Source organism: Burkholderia sp. BCC1977 (assembly GCF_905339595.1).
Lineage (GTDB): Bacteria > Pseudomonadota > Gammaproteobacteria > Burkholderiales > Burkholderiaceae > Burkholderia.
The window spans coordinates 15,490-36,923 of record NZ_CAJPGQ010000033.1; the positions used below are offsets into that span (position 1 = coordinate 15,490).

Here is a 21,434-nt window from a genome sequence, read left to right on the forward strand (position 1 = left end):
GGCGCGTCCCGTTCGGCGCTGCCGGCACGCACGTCGTCACGCGCGTGCCATGCACTCGGCCACGCGGATTCACCGCTACCGATGACCGGCCCGGGCACCCCGCCCCGGCCGTATGGACGCCAACGCAACACGACACCGGATGCTGGCACACACCGGGGCCGGCCGCGGCCGGCGTCAGCCGGGCGAACTGCAGGCGGGCGCGAACGCGAATGCCGCCGGTTCGGCCGGCACGTGGCGCGCGAGCCACAAGGCGGCCTCGGTCCGGTTGCTCACGCCGATCTGGCGAAACAGCGCATACAGGTGGTTCTTGATCGTGCCTTCCGCGACGTTCAGCACGCGGCAGATCTGCTTGTTCGACTTGCCTTCGGCCAGCAGCCGCAGCACGTCGCGCTGACGCGGCGTGAGGCGCTCGAACGCGCGATCGTCGCCGGCCGGCACGCCGCCCGGGCGCGCCTGCGTCGCGCCGCCGTCGTTCGGCGGCACGTAGATCGCACCGGCCGCGACCCGGCCGAGCGCATCCGCGAACTCGTCGGCGCTCGCGTGCCGGTCGATGATGCCGGCCGCCCCCGCCAGCAGCGCATCGGCAATCGTGCGGCGGCACACGGCGGCCACCACGCACAGCCACGGTGCACCGCCGAACGCCTCGTGCAGCACGTTCGGCCAGCTCGGCCGTGCGGCGTGCTCGTCGCATTCGATCGTGATGGCCTCGACCGTCTCGGGCAGCAACGCATCGCGCAAGCGCAAGACGTCCTCGGGACGGCGAGCCGACCACACATGCCAGTTGACATCGCGTTTACACAGTACGTCCGCCACACCCGCGACGAACAACGGCGGGCTATCGATCATCAGAACGTTCATTGCGCGGTTTCCTCGAAATCGGGATGCTCGGTTTAGGTTTTTTTGCTTCCCTACCCGGCGTTTTTTTTACCGCTGTTTTACGCACCGCGCACTAGGCCCGTCGCTCCGTGCCGAATGGCCTAATTCGTCCACCCCGGGCCCCGCCGCGCGTGCCGATGCCCGTCGCGGGCCGGCCCGGGCCGCCGGACGTGACGGACGTCATATTTGGTAAACGTCTTCAATTTCGTAACGTGAATAACGACAGCGAATTTCCGTTGTCTTCAACGCGAAGAGGAGTTTATTCATGGACGCGAATTTCATCGGCTCAGTGATTAACGCTTTACCCATGGACCAAATGATCGCCGGCCCGCTTAAGGCGATGATCAGCGCGCAGACGCAGGCCGCGAAGAGCTACGCGGATTTCCTGATGCAGGTCTGCATCCAGGGCGGCAAGGCCGTGGCCGTCCAGTTCGACTACGACGAGACGCTGGTGGACGAAAGCGGCGTGACGAAAGGCGTCGTGCAGAAGACGATGCGCATCCCGCTGCTCGCGGCGATCGTGCACCCGATCATCGCGATCGAGGAAGGCACGATCGACTTCGAGATGGAGATCACGCAGTCGGAGAAGTCGTCGTCGTCCACCGAGGCCGGCGGCGAATTCCAGGCGAAGTTCGGCTGGGGGCCGATCAGCGTCAGCGTGTCCGGGCGCGTGTCGCACAAGGCGGAGCAGACGCGCAGCACCGACACGCGCGCGAAATACTCGATCCATACGCAGGTGAAGCGCCAGTCGCCGCCCGAAGCGCTGATGCGCGTGATCGACTTCCTGACCGAAGCCGCGACCAAGCCGGTCGTCACCGAAGGCAACGCGAAGGCCGTGAAGCCGCTGCCGGCGACACCGACCGACGGCAAGCTGGTCGGCGACGCGTCCGGGTCGGGCGGTAGCGCGGCCGCCCCTGCCGGTGCGGGTGCGGATGCCCAGCAGCCGGCGCACGCGTAAGCGCGCGGACCGGCCATGTTCAGGCTCTTCAGACGGTCGCGCCGCACGGGCGGCGGCGGGCACGACGACGGGGATACGCGTCCGGGTGGCGGCAACGCCCGGCACGAACCGGACGGGCCGGTCCCGCCGCCGGCCGCGGGCCATGCCGGCGCGGTCGCGGGCGCCGCTGCGCCGGCGGCGGTGACCGCCGATCCGGTGCGTCATGTGCCGCCCGATCCCGCCGGCTCGCCGGCCGGTGCCGGGCCGGGCACGAACGACGCAGCGGCCGCCGCGCCCGGCGCGCCCACCGGCGGCTTGCCGCCCGCTCCCCCCGCTCCGCCGGCGCCGCCCACCGCTCCGCCCGGCACACCGGCCGACGACGCGCGCCCGCCGCCGCGCGGCATCGCGCTCGACGAGATCGCGCGCGGGATGCAGCACGCCGCCGCTGCCGCGAACCAGTTGCTCGCGCACCAGTACACGGCCGTGCTCGACCAGTTCTTCGACCTGCGCGACGACGGCCTGCTCGCGCCGCGCGAGGTCACGGTCGCGCTCGACGCGGAGCACACGATGCCGGTGCCGCTCGTCGCGCTCGCCACACCGCGCGGGCTCGCGCTCGACCGGATGATCGTGCACCTGACCGTGCGCGGCGACTTCACCGAGGCGCTGCCGGCCGGCGGCGTCGCGGGCGACGACGACCAGCGCGGCCGCTTCTACGTGACGTTCGCGCCGCGCTCCGGCAAGAAGGACGCGCAGGGCAACGGGCGGCAGCGCGACACCGAGCATATCGACATCGAAATGCAGTTCGCGGCGCTGCCGCCGCCCGAAGCGATCATGCGCGTGATCGACGAGTACACGCATCGCCTGGTGCCGCGCGCACGGCCGGGCAGCAAGGAGAACGACGATGGCGAACCAGCCTGAACACACCGGTGAGCAAGGCATCGCGCTGATCAAGCAGTTCGAGGGGCTGCGGCTCGCGCGCTATCTCGACGCGGTCGGCAAGCCGACGATCGGCTACGGGCACCTGATCCTGCCGAACGAGCGCTTCACGCGCCCGCTCACGCCGGCCGAAGCGGAGGCGCTGCTGCGGCGCGACCTGCGCGGCGCCGAGCTGAACCTGCGCAAGCTGCTGCGCGTGCCGGTCACGCAGCAGCAGTTCGATGCGCTGATGTCGTTCGTCTTCAATCTCGGCGCGGGACGGCTGCGCGCGTCCACGCTGCTGCGCTACCTGAACGCCGGCGCGAGCGCGCGTGCGGCCGACCAGTTCCTCGTCTGGAACAAGGCCGGCGGCAAGCCGCTCGCGGGGCTCACGAAGCGCCGCCAGGCCGAGCGCGCGCTGTTTCTGTCATGAGCGACGTGACGCCGCACCGGTCGAACGTCACGGGTCGCCGCGCATGCCGTTCGCGCCATATCGCGTGTCGTCGGCTACCCGTAAGCTGAAACCGTCGCTGAAGTCCTGCCGCATCGGTTCCGTTTCAACCATTCGTCATTCGCCACTCGTCACTCGTCACGACAGGAGACCCTCATGAACGTCACTCGCACGCCCGGCCGTTCGACGCCGCCTCGCTTCACCGTCTCGCGCAGGTTGCACCGCGCGCTGGGCGCCGCTTGCGTCGCCGTCGCCGCCTTGGCGACGGTCGCACCGCAGGCCGTCGCCGCCGCCGCCGACCCGTTGCCCGCCTACGCAGCCGACCTGCAGCGCACGTCGGTGTCGGGGCTGTCGTCCGGCGGCTTCATGGCCGCGCAGTTCGACGTCGCGTTCTCGAGCCGGCTGATCGGCGCGGGCATCGTCGCGGGCGGCCCGTTCTATTGCGCGGGCGTCAACGCGCTGATCCCGCCGGCGGTGGCCGCGACCACGCTGTGCATGCAGCCGATCGGCCCCGCGCCATCCGCGACCGACGCATGGCGCGCCGCGCGCGTGTTCGCGCAGCGCGGCGAGATCGACGATCCGGCCGCGCTGCGCGGTCAGCGCATCTACGTGTTCAGCGGCGCGAAGGATACGGTGGTGTCGACGCGCGTCGTCGACCAGACCGCGCGCTTCTACACGCTCGCCCAGGTCCCGGCCGCGAACCTCCAGTACCGCGAATCGCCGGACGCCGGGCATGCGTTCATCACGAACCGCCCCGAGGACAACGCGTGCAGTGCGAACGCGAGCCCGTATATCGACAACTGCGGCTTCCAGCAGGCGCACGACATCGTGCGCTGGATCTACGGCACACCCGGGCAGCCGCTCAATCCGCCGGCCGCGCAGGCCGGCGGCAAGCTGCTGAAGTTCGACCAGCGCGCGTTCGATCCGCAGCGCCGCGCGTCGCTCGGCGAGACGGGCTACGCCTACGTGCCGGCCGATTGCGAGCGCGTGACCTGCGCGGTGCACGTGGTGTTTCATGGCTGCGTGCAGAACGTCGCGGCCGTCGGCGAGAAAATGATTCGCGGCGTCGGCTACAACGAGATCGCCGATACGAACCGGCTGATCGTGCTCTATCCGCAGGTCGAGAAATCGGCCGTCAATCCGCTCGGCTGCTGGGATTTCTGGGGCTATACGAGCACCGATCCGCTCCACCCCGGCTTCTACCGCCGCGACGCGCCGCAGATGGCCGCCGTGATGCGGATGGTTCAGCGCCTCGGCGCCGCGCGTCAGTAATCCGCGTACCGGCCGCCGTCACGCCGTCATCGCCCCTTCATCACGAGGAATCGCCATGTTCTCCACGTTCATCGCCCAATGGGAACGCGCGCACGCCGACGCGCTGCAGCTGTTCGGCAAGGTCGCCGCGCAGACGACCGGCACCGGCGGCACGCCCGGCAGCCCCGCATGGCGCGCGTTCGCGCACACCGCGCTGCTCGCCGGCCACCGTTACACCGATGCCTGCCAGGCCGCGACCGACGCGTGGTGGCGCGGCCAGCTCGAACGGTTCGCGCCCGGCAGTTCGGCCGCCGCGGTCAAGGAGCTGGCGGCGCTGAACGCGGATCTCGCGACGCGCTTCACGCAGAGCCATCTGCAGCATGCGGGCGCGATGGCCGACGCGGCCGCGCAATATCTCGACGATCTCGGCCGCACGCGCGGCCCGGCCGATGCCGCGATGGCGCTCGGCCGCTTCGCCGCCGACCTGCAGGCCCAGGCGCGCGCGCATGCGCTGCACGTCGCGTCGCTCGCGAACGGTGTCGCACCCGCGCTTGCGCAGTGGGCCGACCGCACGTTGCGCGACGATCGCGCCGCGCCCGATCAGGAGCAAGCGTCATGAACATCAGGCTGCGCTTCATCAATCGCTCGAACGACCGCGGCAACAGCGAAGTCGTGCTGTTCCAGCGCGACGTGATCCCCGATCTCGACGCATTCGCGATCGCGTGGAAGGTGATCCGCCATTGCGGACGCGACTGCTTCCATCCGTTCGACTACTCGACCGACATCGACGTCGCGCTCGGCGACGAACACGGCAACTTCTCGCCGCGCGTCACGGCGCCCGCCGGCGTGCGCCTGGTGGTGGACGCGCAGCCGACCGGACGCGGCCGGCTCGTGCCCGATCCGGCCGACGCGCCGGGCGGCGACATCGAGGTCGTCAACCGGATGCGGCGCGGCGCGGTGAACGTCAACGCGTTCAGCGCCGGCCGGCTGATCGCGGTGAAGGAAGCGGTCGCCCCCGGGCAGAAGGCCGTGTTCCGCTTCACGCCGACGCTGTGGATCGGCGTGGCGTCGCAGGTGCAGGAAAGCCGCGCGCTGCACGCGGCGGTGATGTCGAGCGCGAACACGCTGCTGCCGCTGGCGGGCGTCGCCGCGGCCGACATCGTGATGACGGGCGGCGGCACCGGCACCGACGCGCAGCCGTTTGGGTTCGCGCTCGAACAGATCGTGCGCGCGTAGCGCCGCCCGACACGGCTTGAACCGGCTTGACGGCACGGCTTCGCGGCCGGGCCGGCGGGAAAGGTGTGCGGCAGACCGACTGCCGTTTTTTTTCAAACTCAAGGAGCAACGACGTGGATATCCAACTGAACCTGATCAACCGCTCGAACGACGCGAACAACTCGAGCGTCGTGATCTTCCAGAAGAACGTGGCGACCGACTTCGACGAACTCGCGATCGCGTGGAAGGTGATCCGCAATTGCGGCCAGGGCGACAACCATCCGTTCAAGTTCCCGATGACGATGAGCGTGAGCGCGAGCGACAGCTGGGGCAACTACATGCCGCAGCAGGTCGCGACGAACGGCCAGGTGTTCCAGGTCGTGCGCTCCAGCTCGGGCGACGTGCTGCAGCTCGGCGGCGACCCGGGCGCGAGCTCAGAGGTGCAGGTGCGCAACGACCTGCCGGCCGGCGCGATCAACGCGACGATCTACAAGGACGGCAGCGCGCTCGCACGCAAGACGTCCGTCGCGCCGGGCCAGAAGGCCGTGTTCCAGTTCAAGCCGACGATCTGGATCGGCGTCGCGTCGCAGATCGAACAGGGCGCGCTGATGAATTCCGCGGTGATCTCCGACATCAACACGGAGCTGTCGCTGCTCGGCATCGCGAGCGCCGACATCGTGATGACCGGCGGCGGCCCCGGCCCGCGCTCGATGCCGTTCACGTTCCGGCTGGAAAACGTGGTGATGGCGTAACGGTCCGCGCGCCGGCGACGCACGGCCGGCGCCCGTTCATTCAGTGATCCGAATCGAATCAAGGTGACTCATGGACATCAATCTCAACTTCGTCAACCTGTCGAACGACGTCAACAACAGCCAGATCGTGCTCTTCCAGAAGAACGTGTCGACGGACTTCGACGAGCTCGCGATCGCGTGGAAGGTCATCACCAACTGCGGGCGCGGCGACAACCATCCGTTCGTGTTCCCGATGCTGACGACCGTCTCCGCGAGCGATGCCGACGGCAACTACATGCCGCAGAAGCGCGCGGACAACGGACAGGTCTTCAACGTGTCGCGCTCGACGTCGGGCAACGTGCTCGCGCTGGCCGGGCCTGCCCCGACGTCGCGGGAGATCCAGCTGCGCAACGACCTGAGCCAGGGGGCGATCACCGCGTCGGTCTTCAAGGACAACCGTCTGCTCGCGCACAAGACGGGCATCGTGCCGGGCCAGAAGGCCGTGTTCGAGTTCAAGCCGACGCTGTGGATCGGCACCGCGTCGCAGATCGAACAGGGCGCGGTGATGAATTCGGCCGTGCTGTCCGACATCAACACCGAACTGTCGCTGCTGGGCATCAAGAGCGCCGACATCGTGATGACGGGCGGCGGCGGCGGCACCACCGCAACCGCGTACCAGTTCCGGCTCGCGAACGTGGTGATGGGGTAAACGGCGCACGCGCGACGGCGAACGGGCGGCCCGTCACGTCGTCGCGCGACCGCTCCGCGCGTGAATCAGCCCGCGCGCCGCACCGGCGCCATCTTCGAGAAATACTTCGCACCGGCCACGCAGCCGACCACCACGACCGTCACGACGAGCATCGACGGCGGCACCGTCTCGTGCAGCAGCCCGGCCGCGAGCAGGAAGCCGAAGAACGGCTGCAGCAGCTGCAACTGGCCGACGCCCGCGATCCCGCCGAGCGCGAGGCCGCGATACCAGAACACGAAGCCGATCAGCATGCTGAACAGCGACACATACGCGAGCCCCCACAGCGCGGCGGCGTCGACGCCGTCGAACGTCGCGGGCCACGTGAACCACGTGAGCGGCAGCATCACCGGCAGCGACAGCACGAGCGCCCACGAGATCACCTGCCAGCCGCCGAGCTGGCGCGACAGGCGTGCGCCTTCCGCATAGCCGAGCCCGCACGCGACGATCGCGGCCAGCATCAACGCATCGCCCACCACCGACGCTTGACCGCCGTTGCGCAGCGCGAACGCGGCCACCGCGCCGCTGCCGACCAGCGAGAAGACCCAGAACGGCAGCCGCGGCCGCTCGCCGCCGCGCCAGACGCCGAACAGCGCGGTCGCGAGCGGCAGCAGCCCGACGAACACGATCGCGTGCGCGGACGTCACGTGCTTGAGCGCGAGCGCGGTCAGCAACGGAAAACCGACCACGACCCCGAGCGCGACGACGACGAGCGACGCGGTCTCGGCACGCGTCGGGCGCTTCTGCTTCAGCGCGACGAGCAGGATCAGGCCGAGCACGCCGGCGATCGTCGCGCGCGCGAACGTGAGGAACAGCGGGTCGAGCCCCTGCACCGCGACGCGCGTCGCGGGCAGCGAGCCACTGAAGATGATCACGCCCAGCAGGCCGCTGAGCCATCCGTCGGTCGTCTTTTGCACGGGAAATCCTGGTCGGAAAAAGGTGGATGACCGATGATCCGCCGCCCGCGAAAAGCGCGTAAGCTACAGACCAATACAATTCGGACAAACTGTACTGGACAACCGTCCGTACAGTTTCCTCTCGCCATGAACCGCTCCGTGCCGAACCCTGCTCCGCCCGCGCCGTCGCGCACGCGCGTCGAAACCGTGATGGACACGCTGCGCGCGCGGATCGCGAGCCGCGCGCTGATGCCCGGTGCGCGCGTGCCGTCGATCCGGATGATGGCCGACGCGCTGCACGTGTCGAAGTCGACCGTCGTCGACGCGTACGAGCGGCTCGCGAGCGAAGGCGTGCTCGTCGCGCGGCGCGGCTCCGGCTTCTACGTGTCGGGCCACGCGCCGCCGCTCGCGCTCGCCGAACTTGGCCCGCGCCTCGATCGCGAACTCGATCCGCTGTGGCTGTCGCGCCAGGCGCTCGAGGCCGCGCCGAGCTCCGTGAAACCTGGCTGCGGCTGGCTGCCGTCGTCGTGGCTGCCGGACGAAAGCCTGCGCCGCGCACTGCGCGCGGTGTCGCGCGACGAACCCGACGCGCTGACCGACTACGCGACGCCGCTCGGCTTGCCCGCGTTGCGCCAGCAGCTCGCGTGGCGGCTCGCGCAACACGGCGTCCATGCGGAGCCCACGCAGATCATGCTGACCGACGGCGGCACGCATGCACTCGATCTCGTGTGCCGGCTGCTGCTGGAGCCGGGCGACACCGTCGTGCTCGACGATCCGTGCTATTTCAACTTCCAGGCGCTGCTGCGCGCGCATCGCGCGCGGATCGTCAGCGTGCCGTACACGCCGAACGGCCCCGATCTCGCGCGTTTCGAACAGGTGCTCGCCGCACACCGGCCGCGTCTGTACATCACGAACGCGGCGCTGCACAACCCGACCGGCGCAACGCTCGCGCCGCCGGTCGCGCACCGGCTGCTCACGCTGGCGGCCGAGCACGGCCTGCTGATCGTCGAGGACGACATCTTCGCGGATTTCGAGAGCACGCCCGCGCCGCGCCTCGCGGCATTCGACGGGTTGTCGCGCGTCGTGTCGATCGGCAGCTTCTCGAAGACGCTGTCGGCCGCGATCCGCTGCGGCTATATCGCCGCGCGCCCCGAATGGATCGACGCGCTCGTCGACCTGAAGCTCGCGACGTCGTTCGGCAATGCGCAGATCGGCGCGAACGTCGTGCACCGGCTGCTGGTCGACGGCACCTACCGGCGCCATCTCGACGGCCTGCGTGCGCGGCTTGCCGATGCGATGGGCGAAACGATCCGGCGGCTCGCGCGGGCCGGGCTCCGGATCTGGACCGAACCGCGCGGCGGCCTGTTCGTGTGGGCGGAACTGCCCGACGGGCTCGATGCCGCGCGCGTCGCGCGCCATGCGCTCGACCACGATGTGGTGCTCGCGCCGGGCAACGTGTTCAGTGCGTCGCACAGCGCGACGTCGTTCATGCGCTTCAACGTGTCGCGCTGCAAGGGGCCGGCGGTGTTCGATGCGCTCGGGCGGGCGATGGAAGCCGCGCGTGCGGCAGAACGCAGCGACCGGACACCGGCCGGCGACCGATGAACACTGAAGACGGCGGGGCGCACGGCCACCCCGCCGCCGCCCTCACACTTCCGCCGCGTGCGCCCTCGCCCGCACCTCGGCGAACGTCGTATCGACCAGCATCCGCCCCGTGTCGAACACCGTTTCGAGCGCATCGTCCCACTCGCCCTCCAGCGCGCGATCGTTCCATTCGACGGGGAGCGTCGCAGTCCGATACTCGCCCGTGCGGCGATTGCGCAGCAACGTGAGCCGGCCCTTCTTCGAGCGCTTGCCCTGATCCGTGACAGGATCCTTGCGCACGTCGTGCCACACGCCGTCGCGCCGGATCGCCGAGCACTTCATCGCGAAGCGCTGCGTGTCGCGATTCACCTGCTGCAGCAGCGCGCCACCCATCCCGAACACGACGTTGCCGGCCGCATAACCGGCATCGTCGAGCGCTGCCAGGATCGCCCCGATCGACTGCTCGTCGACGCCGTCGCCCTGGATCACGCGCACACGGTTCAGCACGCGCCGCCCCTTGCCGTTCACGGCCGAACCGAACGACGCGTCGAGCGCGCGCACGGTCTGCAGCACGATCGTCACCGGGTCGCCCGAATCGGGACGCACGACGAGCGTCGCGCCCGAATCGATCACTGCCTGGCGCAGCGGGCCGCCCCACATCTCGAGTGCGGCAAACAGATCGTAGGAGTCCGACACGACCGACACGATCGCGCCGGGCAAGCCGAAGCGGCTGATCATGTTCCGGTATGCATCGGCTTCGTGCTCGCGCCCCCACGACGTGATCGTGCTGTGCTCGGCCGCCGGCACCGAATACGCGGCCATCGGCTCGCGGTAGAAGCGGTTCGCGGCCAGCACGCCGAGCACCGTGTCCGAACCCATGAAGCTCACGAGGTGTGCCGCGCCGCCGATCGCGGCCGATTCCGCGCTCGATACGCCGCGCGCGCCGAAGTCGTGCAGCTTGAACGGCAACTGCGCGAGATCGTCGTCAGTCTTCTCGAGAAAGCGCCGGATCGTCTGCCGCAGGTGCCAGCTGCGCGTCGCGACCGTCACCGGGTACCACACGCGCAGCAGCATCGTCTCCAGATACGACGCGAGCCAGAACACCTTCGGGTCGTCGCATTCGACGGTCATCAGCACGTTGCGCACGGGCACGATCGAACCTTCGGGCACCGCGCGGATCCGCACGGGCAGGTAGCCGTCGTAGTGCTCGACGACATGACGCCAGCCGTCCTCGTTGAACGGCTCGCCGTGCACCGCGAAGAAATCGCGCGCGTCGTCGATCATCGCGTGCGTGACCGGCCGGCACAGATATTCCTTCAGCAGCATCTGCAGGCCGAAGAACAGCGTGCGGTCGTAGCGGCCGCCGCGCGATTCGACGTACGAGAACATCGCCTGCGCGTCGGGCGGGTATTGCAGGAAGTGGGATGCCTTGTACGAATCCGTGTTGAGGATCGGATTGGCGAGAACCGCGGCAAAGCCGCCGGGATCGTTTTGCATGGCTAGAGCTCCTCTAGGCCGTTGAAGTGCCGCCGCGTCTGTCGCGGCGGACCGGATTCCGGGGAATCAGCGGATCACAGCTTCCCCAGGAAGTGATACGCGATCTCGAAATGATCCTCGAACATCACGTTGCGCATCTGCGCGAATTCGTTGAGCGGCACCCAGCGCGCCTTGTCGGCATCGTCGCTGCCCTTCACGCGCGGCAGCTCGCCGGTCGGGAAGTTGAACAGGCACGCATGCGTGATCGTGCGGCCGCGCAGCGAACGTGTCGGATGATCGAACACCTGGCGATCCTTGATCGAGCCGCGCAGCACGGGCTCCGGCAGCTTCAGGCCGGTCTCCTCGCGCAGTTCGCGAATGCACGCCGCGTCGAGCCGTTCGTCCTGGTTCACGAACCCGCCCGGCAGCGCCCACAGGCCGCGGCCCGGTTCGCTGCGCCGGCGCACGAGCAGGATGTGGCCCGAGTGCACGACCACCGCATCGACCGTCACGAACGTGACCGGATACGGCGCGGCCGACCACGCCTTGCGATATCCGGCGATGAATTCGGCCTCGGCCTTCAGCTGCGCGAATGCCGGCTGCGTGCGGAAACGTTCGAGCCAGCCGAACACGGGTTCCGGCACGGCCCATTGCACGAAGCTGTTGGTGCGTTCGGCGAAATACTGGTCGCGGATTTCGGTTGCGGAGATGTCTTCGGTCGCATCGACGTCGACGAGCTCCCATTGCGGGAACATCCGCAGGTAATACGAGGTGGCGTCCTTCTCGTGGCCGATCAGCCCGACCTTGCGCTGCGCGACGTCGCCGAGCGCGGCAGCCACGGCATCCTGCACCCAGCGCACCCAGTCGCCGTCGTTGTACGTCGAATCCTGCACGGGCGCAACCGTCACGCGGTCGCGCTCGGACGGATCGAGCAGCGAAGCCAGCATCTGGCAGCGCTCGTCGAACGAGAACGGATCCTTGATGGTGCGGGGCTTGTCGGTCGACCCGATCAGCACGCAGACGCGCTCGGCCCGGCTCAGTGCCGACTTCAGCACGTTCAGGTGACCACGATGCGGAGGCTGGAAACGACCAATGAAAACGAGCGCGTCGAAGCGCCGGTTCTGTTGCGTACTCATGAGGCTCCCTCAAGAGATTGAAACGCTTCGGGTCTGTCCCGAAGGCATGGAATCGATCGTAGGGGAATTCCCGAAGAAGGTCAATCGAAGCACGCGCTCGAGACTTGACGAAGTCTGAAGAATTGCGCGACGCCGGCGGGTTACACTCGATTTCATCCTGATTCGCGCCGTTGCGCCCGCCCCCCATCATGAGGATCTCAGTCAGCCGAACCGTCGGTGTCGATCGCAGGCGCCTCTTCACGTGGTCGCAGGACTACGCGCGGCGGCTCGTCTGGGACAGCTTCCTCGCCGACGCGTATCTGCTCGACGGGATGACGGCCGACGTCGGCGTCGACGCGTTCTGCCGCAGCCAGTCGGGCGCGACGATGGTGGCGCGCTACATCTCGTATCGTCCGCCGCAGGTGGCGGCCGTCGAAATGGTCGACGGGCCGAAGGTGCTCGAACGCTTCAGCGGCAGCTGGAATTTCACCGAACGCACGCCGGGCACGACCGAAGTGAAGTTCACGTACCAGTTCCGCGCGCAGCCGGCGTGGCTGCGCTGGCTGCTCGAACCGCTGATCGGCGCGTTCTATCTCGTGCAGACGCGCCGGCGTCTCGACTCGTTCAAGCGCTGGGCCGAAGCCGAAGCGCTGCCGCGCTGAGCGTCGCTCACGCGCCGCCGCGCGCCACCTGCTGCCGGACCTGCGCGCGCGTGCCGAGCGCGGCGGCGATCGCATCGACCGCATCGGCCGCGCGCGCGGCGCCGCACATGAAGGCGTCGACGGCCGCGAAGCCATGCTCGGGCCACGTATGAATCGTGATGTGCGACTCCGCGAGCAGCACGACACCCGTCACACCATGCTCACCGCCGAAATGATGGAAATGCGCGCCGATCACGCGCGCGCCGGACGACACGCGCCGCTGGCTCGCGCACGCGGACCTGTCCGGGCGGTCGCTGTTCGAGGAAGCGTCGTACTGGGGCATGCTCGCGGCGCGGCGCGTGCTCGCCTGATTGCCTGATTGCCTGATTGCCGGCTGCCGGCCCCGTGCGGCATCGGTCATGCCGTCATTGCGGTGCCGCTGCCAGCCGCTATAATCGCGCGACATTCCGACTGCAATGAGCAGGCCGGCGGCGTGTGCCATTCGCCGCGCCGTATGCCCTCCTCGACAACAACAATGACACACCGAACCGTTCGACGCTCTCGCCCGTTCGCGCGCGCCGCCGTGCGCCTGCTCGCGTGCGCCCCGTTGCTGGGCGCACCGCCGGCGCTGCATGCGGCCGATGCCGGAAGCCCGGACGCGCAGCCGGCCGCCGGCCGCTACGTCGTTGTCGACACCGGCCATACGCCGGCCCGTCCGGGTGCAACCGGCGCGAGCGGCCGCGTCGAATACCGGTACAACCTCGACCTGTCCACCGCCGTCGCCGAGAAACTCGCCGCACACGGCGATCGCGTGCTGCGCACGTCGGCCGACGGCCGCGAGATCGCGCTCGACCAGCGCTCGACGCAGGCGCCCGACGCGAACCTGTTCGTGTCGATCCATCACGATTCGATGCAGCAGCAGTTCATCGACGCGGGCCGGCAACGCGAATTCCGCGGTTTCGCCGTGTTCGTGTCGGAGCGCAATCCGCACTACGCGGAAAGCCTGCGTTGCGCGAAGTCGATCGCCGAGCGGCTGGTCGCGGCCGGCGAACGGCCGTCGCTGTATCACGCGCAGCCGATCAAGGGCGAGAACCGCCCGCTGATCGATCCGCCACTCGGCATCCACCGCTTCGACGATCTCGTCGTGCTGCGTACCGCGCCGATTCCGGCCGTGCTGGTCGAGGCCGGCGTGATCGTCAATCCCGACGAGGAAAAGCGTCTCGCGCAGCGCGAGACGATCCAGCGTCTTGCCACCGCGATCGCGGGCGGGATCGATGCGTGTACGGCGGCCAGGTAACGGCGACACCGCCGATCGGTATCAACGGTTTTCACCCAGTGAGGAGCACCACCATGAAGAAGAAGAATCTGCTCGTATCCTGCGCGCTGTTCGCGCTCGCCGTGCCGTTCGCCGCACATGCGGCCGGCTGTGGAAAGCCGCGCAGTGCGTTCGACCAGGTGTACTGCAGCAGCAATGAGTTCTCGCAGGTCGACCGCGAACTGAACGACGAGTACGGCCGCGTGCGCAAGCAACTGAGCGGCGACCAGCAAGCGAAACTGAAGACCGGCCAGCTCGCGTGGATGAAGCAGCGCGACGACCGCTGCAGCGAAACACGCGACGACGGCTATCTCGTGAACCTGCAATGCGCGATCGACTTCACGCAATCGCGCCTGTCGTTCCTGCGCGAACGCGAGCGCGAGTGCACGAGCACGGGGTGCGTGACGGCGAAGCTCGGACAGTAAGCACGCTACCGGCTCTGCGCCGGCGTGCCGTGCATCGAACGGGAATGGCAGGATTTCGCCATTCCCGTCAACCGGCCGCATGACCGGACATCTCGACCGCGGCCTCGGTCCATTCCGGGCGGCACATCTCTGCGATTCAGCATCGCTCGATCCCCCCGGACAATCGTCCCGTGCCATCCCGCCCCTGACGCCCCGCCACACCTTCGGTCCATTTCCCGTCCGGTTTGCCGCCGATATCGTGCTCGTGTCCGCTCGCATCGCGGACACATCCAGACCGACCGACATCGAACCGGAGGCGCATCATGCAATACGCATATCGTGGTGAAGACAACGCCCGCGCGGGCAAACCCGGCCGCGCGCCGGCGGACGTCAAGGCAGCCGGCGGCTTCACGCCGTGGCAGGCGAAGACCGTCGACGACGCAAGAAGCAACCTCGTGCGGCTCGTCACGACCGGCACGCTCGCGCAGCAGGCGCAAAGCTGGTGCATGTACAAGAACAAGGAGAACGGCTGGTTCTTCAGCACCGGCACGGACACGCAAACGGCTTACGACAACTACGACTTCTTCTATCGTCTCGCGATCGACGGCCTGAAGAAAGTCGACTGGAGCGCGATGAAGGCCGACGTCAAGGGAATGAGCCTGTACCTGAACGGAACGTCGGTCAACGATTCGACGCTGATCGCCGTCGTCTGGTCGGTACGCCCGACGGAACTGCTGATCATGACACCGGTCGCGACGGCAGCCATCGAAGTGAGAGACAGCGATCGCTGGAACCCGCTGTCCGCGTACTGAGCGCGTTCGATCGCGCCGACACCTGCCGCTTGCGCGTGACCCGCGGTGGGGTCACGCGTCACCCCGCCACGCCGTCACAAAAACCACCGATATTCCCGCGCGCCGATCTCGTTGCGGAAATCCAGCTCCTCCTGCCGCTTGTTCTCGCAATACACCATCACGAATTCACTGCCGAGCCCGTCACGCACGGCCGCGTGATCCTGCATCGCCGCGACGGCCGACAGCATGTCCTTCGGAAAATCGATTCCGCTGCCGCGATCGTCGTTGAGCGGCGCGATCGGCTCGATCCGCGCATCGAGCCCGTGCTCCATCCCGGTCAGGATCGCCGCGAGCACCAGGTACGGATTCGCGTCCGCGCTCGCGAGCCGATGCTCGATCCGCAGATTGCGTGCATCCGACTCCGGAATCCGGATGCACGCGTCGCGATCCTCGAAGCCCCAGCTCGCACGGCTCGCCGCGTTCACCATCGAGCCGTAGCGGCGGAACGCATTGTGATTCGGCGCGAACACCGGCATGCAGTGCGGCAGCAGCGCGAGGCAGCCGGCCACCGCATGCCGCAGCGGCCGCTGCGCATCGGCGGCGAGCAGGTTGCGCCCCGCGTCGTCGTACAGGCTCACGTGCACGTGCATGCCGCTGCCCGGCGCATGCAGGTACGGCTTGCCCATGAAGCTCGCACGATAGCCGTGCTGCAACGCGACGCCGCGCGTGCTGCGGCAGAACAGCGCCGACCAGTCGGCCGCGCGCAACGCGTCGTCGGTATGGCCGAAGTTGATCTCGAACTGGCCGGGCCCGAGCTCGGCCGTGATCACCGTCGCGTCGACGCCCTGTTCGCACGCGGCCTCGACCATCCCGTGCAGCACGTCGGAAAACCGCGACAGCCGCTCGATGTGCATGTTCGGCTGATCGTCGCGGTCGTCGCTCAAGCGATCGCGCGGATACTGCGGCATCCCGTCCGCGAGCTGCGCGGCGAACAGGTAGAACTCGAGCTCGAACGCGACGACCGGCCGGATGCCGCGCGCCGCGAACCGCCGCAGCACGCGCGCGAGCACCTCGCGCGGCTCGAACTCGATTGGCGCATCCGTGCCGTCGGAGCTGATCAGCATCTGCGCGAGCGGCTGCCGCTCCCAGCGCACCGGCTTCAGCGTGCCGGGAATCAGGCGGCGCGGCGCGTCGGGGTCGCCGTCGTTGAAGCAGTAATCGCCGATCTTGTAGAGGCCGCCCTGCGTGCCGAGCAGCACGCAATTCTGCGGCAGCTTGAGCAGCGAGCCCGACGCTACCTTCTCGAGCGCATCGATCGGATAGCGCTTGCCGTAGAAATGACCCGGCAGGTCGAGACAGATCAGGTCGACATAACGGATCTCGGGGTGCGCCTGCCGGAATGCGCGGACTTCATCGACCAGCACGGGAACGACGTCAGCCATGTCTCCTCCTTTCCATGTCTTGTAGGGCGGTGCCGCGGCGCGGCGAACCGGACTCATCGGCATGCGGCACGTCACATGCCCGATATCGATCAGTACTGCAGACCAGCAGCACGGCGCGACGACCCGTCAGGCCGCCCCGCCGACAACTCAGGTGAACACCCAGATCACGCGCGCCGGCGCATCGCTCAGGTTCGCGTAACGAAACCGCTTGTGCGCGGGAAGCTGGAATGCGTCGTTCGGGCCGAGCGTGACGGGCGTGTCGTCGCCGTCGATCCAGATCGTCAGCTCGCCTTCGAGCACGAAGCCGCCCTGCTCGTCGCTGTCGTCGACGGAGCGCTCGCCGCTGCTCGCGCCGGGCGCGAGATGGCTTTCGAGGATCGAGAAGCGCGAACGCATGTTCGGCGATACGAGGATGTCCGTGATGCCGGCCGCGTAATACACGGTGCGCCGCTCGTCGGGCCGCGTGACCCACGGCACGCTGCGCGGCTTGCTGAGGCTGTAGAAATACGTGGTCGGCACACCAAGCGCCTCGCCGATCGCGGTGAGATCCGCGACCGTCGGACGCGACAGCCCGCGCTCGACCTGCGACAGAAAGCCGACCGAGCGGCCGATCCGTTCCGCGAGATCGTTGAGCGTGACCTTGCGATGCTTGCGCAGGTCGCGGATCAGGATCGCCAGACTTTCTATCTCTTCCTGTTCGTTCATGATGAGTTCCGGTGCGTCAGACGGTATCGCGCAAACGGTACCAGGCCTTGCCGATCGCTTCCAGCGGCGCGGCGAGGCGGTCGCCGCCGGGAAAGCGCGGGTTGCGGATGCGCTGGTACTGCGCGAGCAGGCGATCGTCGCCGAGCACCGCATCGGCGACCGCACGCGCGCCGGCGAGCGTCGGCAGCACGCCGTGCCCCGAGAAGCCCTGCAGCCAGAAACGCAGGCCGCGGCGGCCGATATCGGGCGTGCGGCGCATGCTGATGTCGATGTGGCCGCCCCACACAAAGTCGAGCGGCACGCCGGCCAGTTGCGGGAACACGCGTTCGAGGTGCGGGCGCGTCGCGGCCGCGATGTCGGCCGGAATCCCGCCGAGATACGTGCAGCCGCCGCCGAACAGCAGGCGGTTGTCGGGGCTCAGGCGGAAGTAGTCGGGCACGAACTGGTTGTCGATCACACAGCTGTTCCGCGGCAGCAGCGCGCGTGCGACGTCCGGCGCAAGCGGCGCGGTCGCGACCTGGTAGGTGCCGACCGGCAGCAGCCGGCGCGACAGCGCGGGATCGAGCCGGTCGACATACGCGTTGCATGCGAGCACCAGCACGTCCGCGCGCACTTGGCCGCGCGCGGTGCGGGCGACATGGCCGCCGGCCGTCTCGCGACAGTCGAGCACGCGGCTCTGCTCGAAGATGCGGCCGCCGGCCCGTTCGATCGTCTGCGCGAGACCGAGCGCGAGCTTCAGCGGATTCAGATGACCGGCCTCGGGATCGTGGAGCGCGGCGAGATAGCGTGCGCTGCCGATCCATTCGGGCATCTCGGCCTGCCCGATCACGCGCAGCCGGTCGTAGCCCCAGCGCTCCGCTGCCTCGTCGCGGGCCTGCGCGAGCATCGCGACACGGCGCGGCCGCACCGCGGCCCACAGGCTGCCGGGCCGGTAGTCGATGTCGAAGCCGTGCCGCGCGGGGAGTTCGCGCACTTCGGCCGCGGCCCAGCGCATGCTGTCCCACAGCACGCGCGCGCCGTCGCGACCGAGCGAATCCTCGAGCGGCTGCATGTCGCACGACCAGCCGAGCAGCGCCTGTCCGCCGTTGCGACCCGATGCGGCCCACGCGACGCGGCTCGCTTCGAGCATGACCACGCGCTTGCCCGCCAGCGCGAGGCGCAATGCCGTGTGCAACCCGCTGAAGCCCGCACCGACGACCAGCACGTCGGCGTCGATGCGTTCGTCCAGTTCAGGACGCTGCGGGATCGGCGCCGGATAGGTGCCGGCGTAGTAGCTTGCGACGTGACGGTCGGACTGCACGAACATGCGGACTCCCGTGAAATTCTCGCCGGTTAATTTCATGAAAAATTAGCACGGCAATTTCACGAGGGCAAGCGGGAGAATCGCGATCCCGACGCAGCTTGCCGTTGAAGCGCTCAACGAACCCGTTTTGCCACGAACTGCCGGGCGCGATGAAGGCTCGGCCAGTGGCCGCATCTCGCAGCCGGCGCATGACCTTCCGGCGCATGAACTTGATGTCGGGCAGTACAATCGTGCCGAAACTTCATATCTTCACAAACTGCACGCCAAGCCGAGCCATGAAGCATGCCTGCGCATCAAACCGACCGAACCCGTCGTGCCGTCCCGGCAAGCGGAAGGCACTCCGCGTGATGCGTCGCGGCTCGACGAAGGCGATCCACGCGGCCTCGTTTTCGTCGAGTTCCGCGAAAACGAACCGACCCGGGCCACGCATCACGACGAACGCCCACCCATCCTGACCTGCCAGGCCCACCACCGGGATGCGGTTGAAAAGATGAAGTCTCTCGCCGGAATCAGACCGAACAGGATCTCGCTTACGTCACACCTTGAGTCACACCGTTCAGGCGCCGCTCTACCTTCGATCCGCCGATGCGATTTGAGCATCGATTGAAATCGGATGCTCCCCATGACCAACAGCAGCCGCTCGACCGCCCATGGCATACGCCCCTCACGAACGATCGCACCGGCGCTCGGCTACGACCTCAACGACCTGTATTACTTCGTCCAGGTTGTCGACTACGGTGGATTCGCGGCAGCCGGACGCGTACTTCAATTGCCGAAATCGCGATTGAGTCGCCGTATCGCCGTGCTGGAACAACGATTAGGTGTCAAGCTGATCCACCGTTCTACCCGCTCGTTCTCGACGACGGAATACGGCCAAGCCTATTACGCCCGTTGCAAGACCATGCTCGCGGAAGTCGAAGCCGCTCAGGCGCTGATCGAATCCGTCAATGTGCAACCGCGCGGAACCGTTCGTCTATCGTGTCCGATCGTGCTCCTCCATACACACGTCGGCGCGGCAATCATCGCGTTTGCCGCCCGCTATCCGGAAATCAAGATCGAACTCGTCGGAATGAATCGGCGTACTGATGTCATTCGAGAACGACTGGATATCGCGCTCTATTCGAGTGCCGAACCCTTCGACACTCAGGATCTCGTCGTTCGTGTGCTGGGTCATGCCGCCCAATGCCTGGTCGCGAGCCCAGCCTTATGCGAACGTCTCGGCCGGCCGCTCAAGCCGACCGATCTTCGATCCTGGCCGAGCCTGGGCTCCGGCTTGCCGGCACGGGGGCACGTGTGGTCGCTCACCGACCCGAGCGGCACGCAAATTTCCGTTCACTATGACCCGCGTTTCGTAACGACCGACTTGCTGACGCTTCGCAAAGCTGCCGTCGCCGGTCTGGGTGTCGCGCAACTGCCGATGATGATGGTCCGCGACCAGCTTGACGACGGTGCCCTGCTTCGAATCCTGCCTCACTGGTCGCCGCGTCGCGATGCGATTCATGCGGTCTTTTCGACGAGAAAAGGCATGCCGACCGCGGTACGGCTACTTCTGGATTTTCTCGCACAACGCTTCGAGGCCGTGGAAGATGCATAGCGCCCTGGAGTACACGACACGCGCTACCCGGACTTCAGCCATCGTCGCGTCCTTTTCACGTCTCGTCGATCCGCGCAAACGAATCGGCCAGAAAATCCAGCAAGGCGTGCACTGAGGGCTGCAATTCACGGCGGGACGGGAATACCGCGTGGACGATGCCGCTTGTCGTGAACCAGTCCGGCAATACGCGGACAAGGTCGCCGCGCCGGATCTCGTCGCTCACCATCATCAGGGGCAACTGGACAACGCCGGCGCCGACCACTGCGGCCTGGCGCAAGGAAATCATGTCATCGGTCACAAACCGGGGTACATGTCGAATCGTCGTCCGGGCACCATCGGGGCCGTCGAGCTGCCAGACATGCCGCGGCTGCGGCGAACCGAAATCGAGGCTCGGGCAGCCGGCAAGATCGATCGGCGTCGCAATGTCGTGCCGTTGCACGAGCGCGGGACTCGCGACAAGGCACGATGCGCACTCGCCGAGCACGCGCGTCGCCAGGTCGCTGTCGTTCAATGGTGGCGGCTGTACGCGAATGGCGACGTCCACGCCCTCACCGATCACATCGACATCCCGGCTGACCGTTTCAAGATGGACCGTGACTCGCGGTGTGACGGCCATGAACTCAGCCAGCATTGCGCCAATCCGCGCGTGCAGCATCGCGACCGGGCAGACCAGCCGGATCACACCCCGCGGCTCCGCCCGCATTTGCTCGATGGCGTCTTGCGCCGCCTTGGCCCCGACCAGCACCGCCTTGCAGCGGTCGTAGAACTGCTGGCCGATATCGGTCATCGAGAACTGACGCGTAGACCGCTGGACGAGCCGCACGCCGAGTTGCTGCTCGAGCGTCGCGATTCGCCTGCTCAAGGTGGATTTCGGGATGCCCAACGCGCGACTGGCGGGCGCAAACCCTCTGTGGTCAACCACCTGGGCGAAGAAATATAGATCGTTCAGGTCTTGCATCGGCGCGGTCAATCGTTCCACAAATGGGACACTGAGGATAACTCACGCAGACTACCGACGCAAAACGCGATCCTCTACGCTTACGGCAT

Annotated in this window: 23 protein-coding genes and 1 pseudogene; 14 read left to right on the forward strand and 10 right to left on the reverse strand. The window is 67.8% G+C overall.

Going from position 1 to position 21,434, the window contains the following annotated elements; genetic code table 11:
• Positions 1-174 precede the first annotated feature (174 nt).
• On the reverse strand, positions 175-858 hold the full coding sequence (locus tag U5771_RS24340; protein ID WP_322026313.1) for a response regulator transcription factor: 684 nt from the start codon (positions 856-858) through the stop codon (positions 175-177).
• 283 nt (positions 859-1,141) lie between these two features.
• On the opposite strand from U5771_RS24340, the gene U5771_RS24345 reads away from it, so the two are divergent.
• The 8 genes from U5771_RS24345 (at position 1,142) to U5771_RS24380 (ending at position 7,085) form a co-directional block, all read left to right on the forward strand.
• The gene (locus U5771_RS24345; protein ID WP_322026314.1) at positions 1,142-1,834 is read left to right on the forward strand and encodes a DUF2589 domain-containing protein; all 693 of its coding nucleotides are present in this window, start codon (positions 1,142-1,144) and stop codon (positions 1,832-1,834) included.
• Positions 1,835-1,849: 15 nt separating this feature from the next.
• A complete protein-coding gene (locus tag U5771_RS24350) occupies positions 1,850-2,731 on the forward strand; it encodes a DUF2589 domain-containing protein (protein WP_322026315.1) in 882 nt (293 codons plus the stop codon).
• Positions 2,715-3,161, forward strand: a complete 447-nt coding sequence (locus U5771_RS24355) for a lysozyme (RefSeq protein WP_322026316.1) — start codon at positions 2,715-2,717, stop codon at positions 3,159-3,161. The genes U5771_RS24350 and U5771_RS24355 overlap by 17 nt, the downstream gene beginning before the upstream one ends.
• 174 nt (positions 3,162-3,335) lie before the next feature.
• Positions 3,336-4,451: a poly(3-hydroxybutyrate) depolymerase gene (locus tag U5771_RS24360; protein ID WP_322026317.1), complete on the forward strand. Its 1,116-nt coding sequence runs from the start codon at positions 3,336-3,338 to the stop codon at positions 4,449-4,451.
• Positions 4,452-4,506: 55 nt separating this feature from the next.
• Positions 4,507-5,049 (forward strand): hypothetical protein, encoded by a 543-nt coding sequence (locus tag U5771_RS24365; protein ID WP_322026318.1) that lies wholly within the window; start codon positions 4,507-4,509, stop codon positions 5,047-5,049.
• The gene (locus tag U5771_RS24370) at positions 5,046-5,666 is read left to right on the forward strand and encodes a hypothetical protein (RefSeq protein ID WP_322026319.1); all 621 of its coding nucleotides are present in this window, start codon (positions 5,046-5,048) and stop codon (positions 5,664-5,666) included. The genes U5771_RS24365 and U5771_RS24370 overlap by 4 nt, the downstream gene beginning before the upstream one ends.
• Before the next feature lie 113 nt (positions 5,667-5,779).
• A complete protein-coding gene (locus tag U5771_RS24375; RefSeq protein WP_322026320.1) occupies positions 5,780-6,397 on the forward strand; it encodes a hypothetical protein in 618 nt (205 codons plus the stop codon).
• 70 nt (positions 6,398-6,467) lie between these two features.
• Positions 6,468-7,085 carry a hypothetical protein gene (locus U5771_RS24380; RefSeq protein WP_322026321.1) on the forward strand — a complete coding sequence of 206 codons (618 nt, stop codon included), beginning with the start codon at positions 6,468-6,470 and terminating at the stop codon, positions 7,083-7,085.
• 65 nt (positions 7,086-7,150) lie between these two features.
• Here the strand turns inward: U5771_RS24380 and U5771_RS24385 are convergent, their stop codons facing one another.
• Positions 7,151-8,038 carry a DMT family transporter gene (locus tag U5771_RS24385; protein WP_322026322.1) on the reverse strand — a complete coding sequence of 296 codons (888 nt, stop codon included), beginning with the start codon at positions 8,036-8,038 and terminating at the stop codon, positions 7,151-7,153.
• 126 nt (positions 8,039-8,164) lie between these two features.
• On the opposite strand from U5771_RS24385, the gene U5771_RS24390 reads away from it, so the two are divergent.
• Positions 8,165-9,622: a PLP-dependent aminotransferase family protein gene (locus U5771_RS24390; protein WP_322026323.1), complete on the forward strand. Its 1,458-nt coding sequence runs from the start codon at positions 8,165-8,167 to the stop codon at positions 9,620-9,622.
• A gap of 42 nt (positions 9,623-9,664) precedes the next feature.
• Here U5771_RS24390 and U5771_RS24395 read toward each other — a convergent pair whose 3' ends face one another.
• Both U5771_RS24395 and U5771_RS24400 read right to left on the reverse strand, forming a co-directional pair.
• The gene (locus U5771_RS24395) at positions 9,665-11,098 is read right to left on the reverse strand and encodes a nicotinate phosphoribosyltransferase (protein ID WP_322026324.1); all 1,434 of its coding nucleotides are present in this window, start codon (positions 11,096-11,098) and stop codon (positions 9,665-9,667) included.
• A 74-nt stretch (positions 11,099-11,172) separates the two neighbouring features.
• Positions 11,173-12,213: a bifunctional nicotinamide-nucleotide adenylyltransferase/Nudix hydroxylase gene (locus U5771_RS24400; RefSeq protein WP_322026325.1), complete on the reverse strand. Its 1,041-nt coding sequence runs from the start codon at positions 12,211-12,213 to the stop codon at positions 11,173-11,175.
• Positions 12,214-12,401: 188 nt separating this feature from the next.
• Between U5771_RS24400 and U5771_RS24405 the strand changes: the two genes are divergently transcribed.
• Positions 12,402-12,854 (forward strand): type II toxin-antitoxin system RatA family toxin, encoded by a 453-nt coding sequence (locus U5771_RS24405; RefSeq protein WP_322026326.1) that lies wholly within the window; start codon positions 12,402-12,404, stop codon positions 12,852-12,854.
• 7 nt (positions 12,855-12,861) lie between these two features.
• Here the strand turns inward: U5771_RS24405 and speD are convergent, their stop codons facing one another.
• A complete protein-coding gene (gene speD / locus U5771_RS24410) occupies positions 12,862-13,176 on the reverse strand; it encodes an adenosylmethionine decarboxylase (RefSeq protein ID WP_322026327.1) in 315 nt (104 codons plus the stop codon).
• A 192-nt stretch (positions 13,177-13,368) separates the two neighbouring features.
• Here speD and U5771_RS24415 point away from each other — a divergent pair, with 192 nt between their 5' ends.
• The 3 genes from U5771_RS24415 (at position 13,369) to U5771_RS24425 (ending at position 15,364) form a co-directional block, all read left to right on the forward strand.
• Positions 13,369-14,130 (forward strand): N-acetylmuramoyl-L-alanine amidase, encoded by a 762-nt coding sequence (locus U5771_RS24415; RefSeq protein ID WP_322026328.1) that lies wholly within the window; start codon positions 13,369-13,371, stop codon positions 14,128-14,130.
• A gap of 53 nt (positions 14,131-14,183) precedes the next feature.
• On the forward strand, positions 14,184-14,573 hold the full coding sequence (locus tag U5771_RS24420) for a lysozyme inhibitor LprI family protein (RefSeq protein ID WP_322026329.1): 390 nt from the start codon (positions 14,184-14,186) through the stop codon (positions 14,571-14,573).
• Positions 14,574-14,875: 302 nt separating this feature from the next.
• Positions 14,876-15,364 (forward strand): hypothetical protein, encoded by a 489-nt coding sequence (locus U5771_RS24425; RefSeq protein ID WP_322026330.1) that lies wholly within the window; start codon positions 14,876-14,878, stop codon positions 15,362-15,364.
• 74 nt (positions 15,365-15,438) lie between these two features.
• On the opposite strand, the gene U5771_RS24430 is transcribed toward U5771_RS24425, so the two are convergent.
• From U5771_RS24430 to U5771_RS24445, 4 genes and pseudogenes are all read right to left on the reverse strand, one after another.
• Positions 15,439-16,785, reverse strand: a complete 1,347-nt coding sequence (locus tag U5771_RS24430; RefSeq protein ID WP_322026331.1) for a glutamine synthetase family protein — start codon at positions 16,783-16,785, stop codon at positions 15,439-15,441.
• A gap of 147 nt (positions 16,786-16,932) precedes the next feature.
• A complete protein-coding gene (locus U5771_RS24435) occupies positions 16,933-17,490 on the reverse strand; it encodes a helix-turn-helix domain-containing protein (protein WP_059819447.1) in 558 nt (185 codons plus the stop codon).
• A 16-nt stretch (positions 17,491-17,506) separates the two neighbouring features.
• A complete protein-coding gene (locus tag U5771_RS24440) occupies positions 17,507-18,796 on the reverse strand; it encodes an FAD-binding oxidoreductase (RefSeq protein ID WP_322026332.1) in 1,290 nt (429 codons plus the stop codon).
• Between the two features lie 88 nt (positions 18,797-18,884).
• Positions 18,885-19,004, reverse strand: a pseudogene (locus U5771_RS24445) (integrase core domain-containing protein); the annotation flags it as partial.
• A gap of 411 nt (positions 19,005-19,415) precedes the next feature.
• Between U5771_RS24445 and U5771_RS24450 the strand changes: the two are divergent.
• Entirely contained in the window at positions 19,416-20,387 is a 972-nt protein-coding gene (locus U5771_RS24450; RefSeq protein ID WP_322026333.1) for a LysR substrate-binding domain-containing protein, read from the forward strand.
• A 55-nt stretch (positions 20,388-20,442) separates the two neighbouring features.
• On the opposite strand, the gene U5771_RS24455 is transcribed toward U5771_RS24450, so the two are convergent.
• Positions 20,443-21,345: a LysR family transcriptional regulator gene (locus tag U5771_RS24455; protein WP_322026334.1), complete on the reverse strand. Its 903-nt coding sequence runs from the start codon at positions 21,343-21,345 to the stop codon at positions 20,443-20,445.
• Between the last annotated feature and the right edge of the window lie 89 nt (positions 21,346-21,434).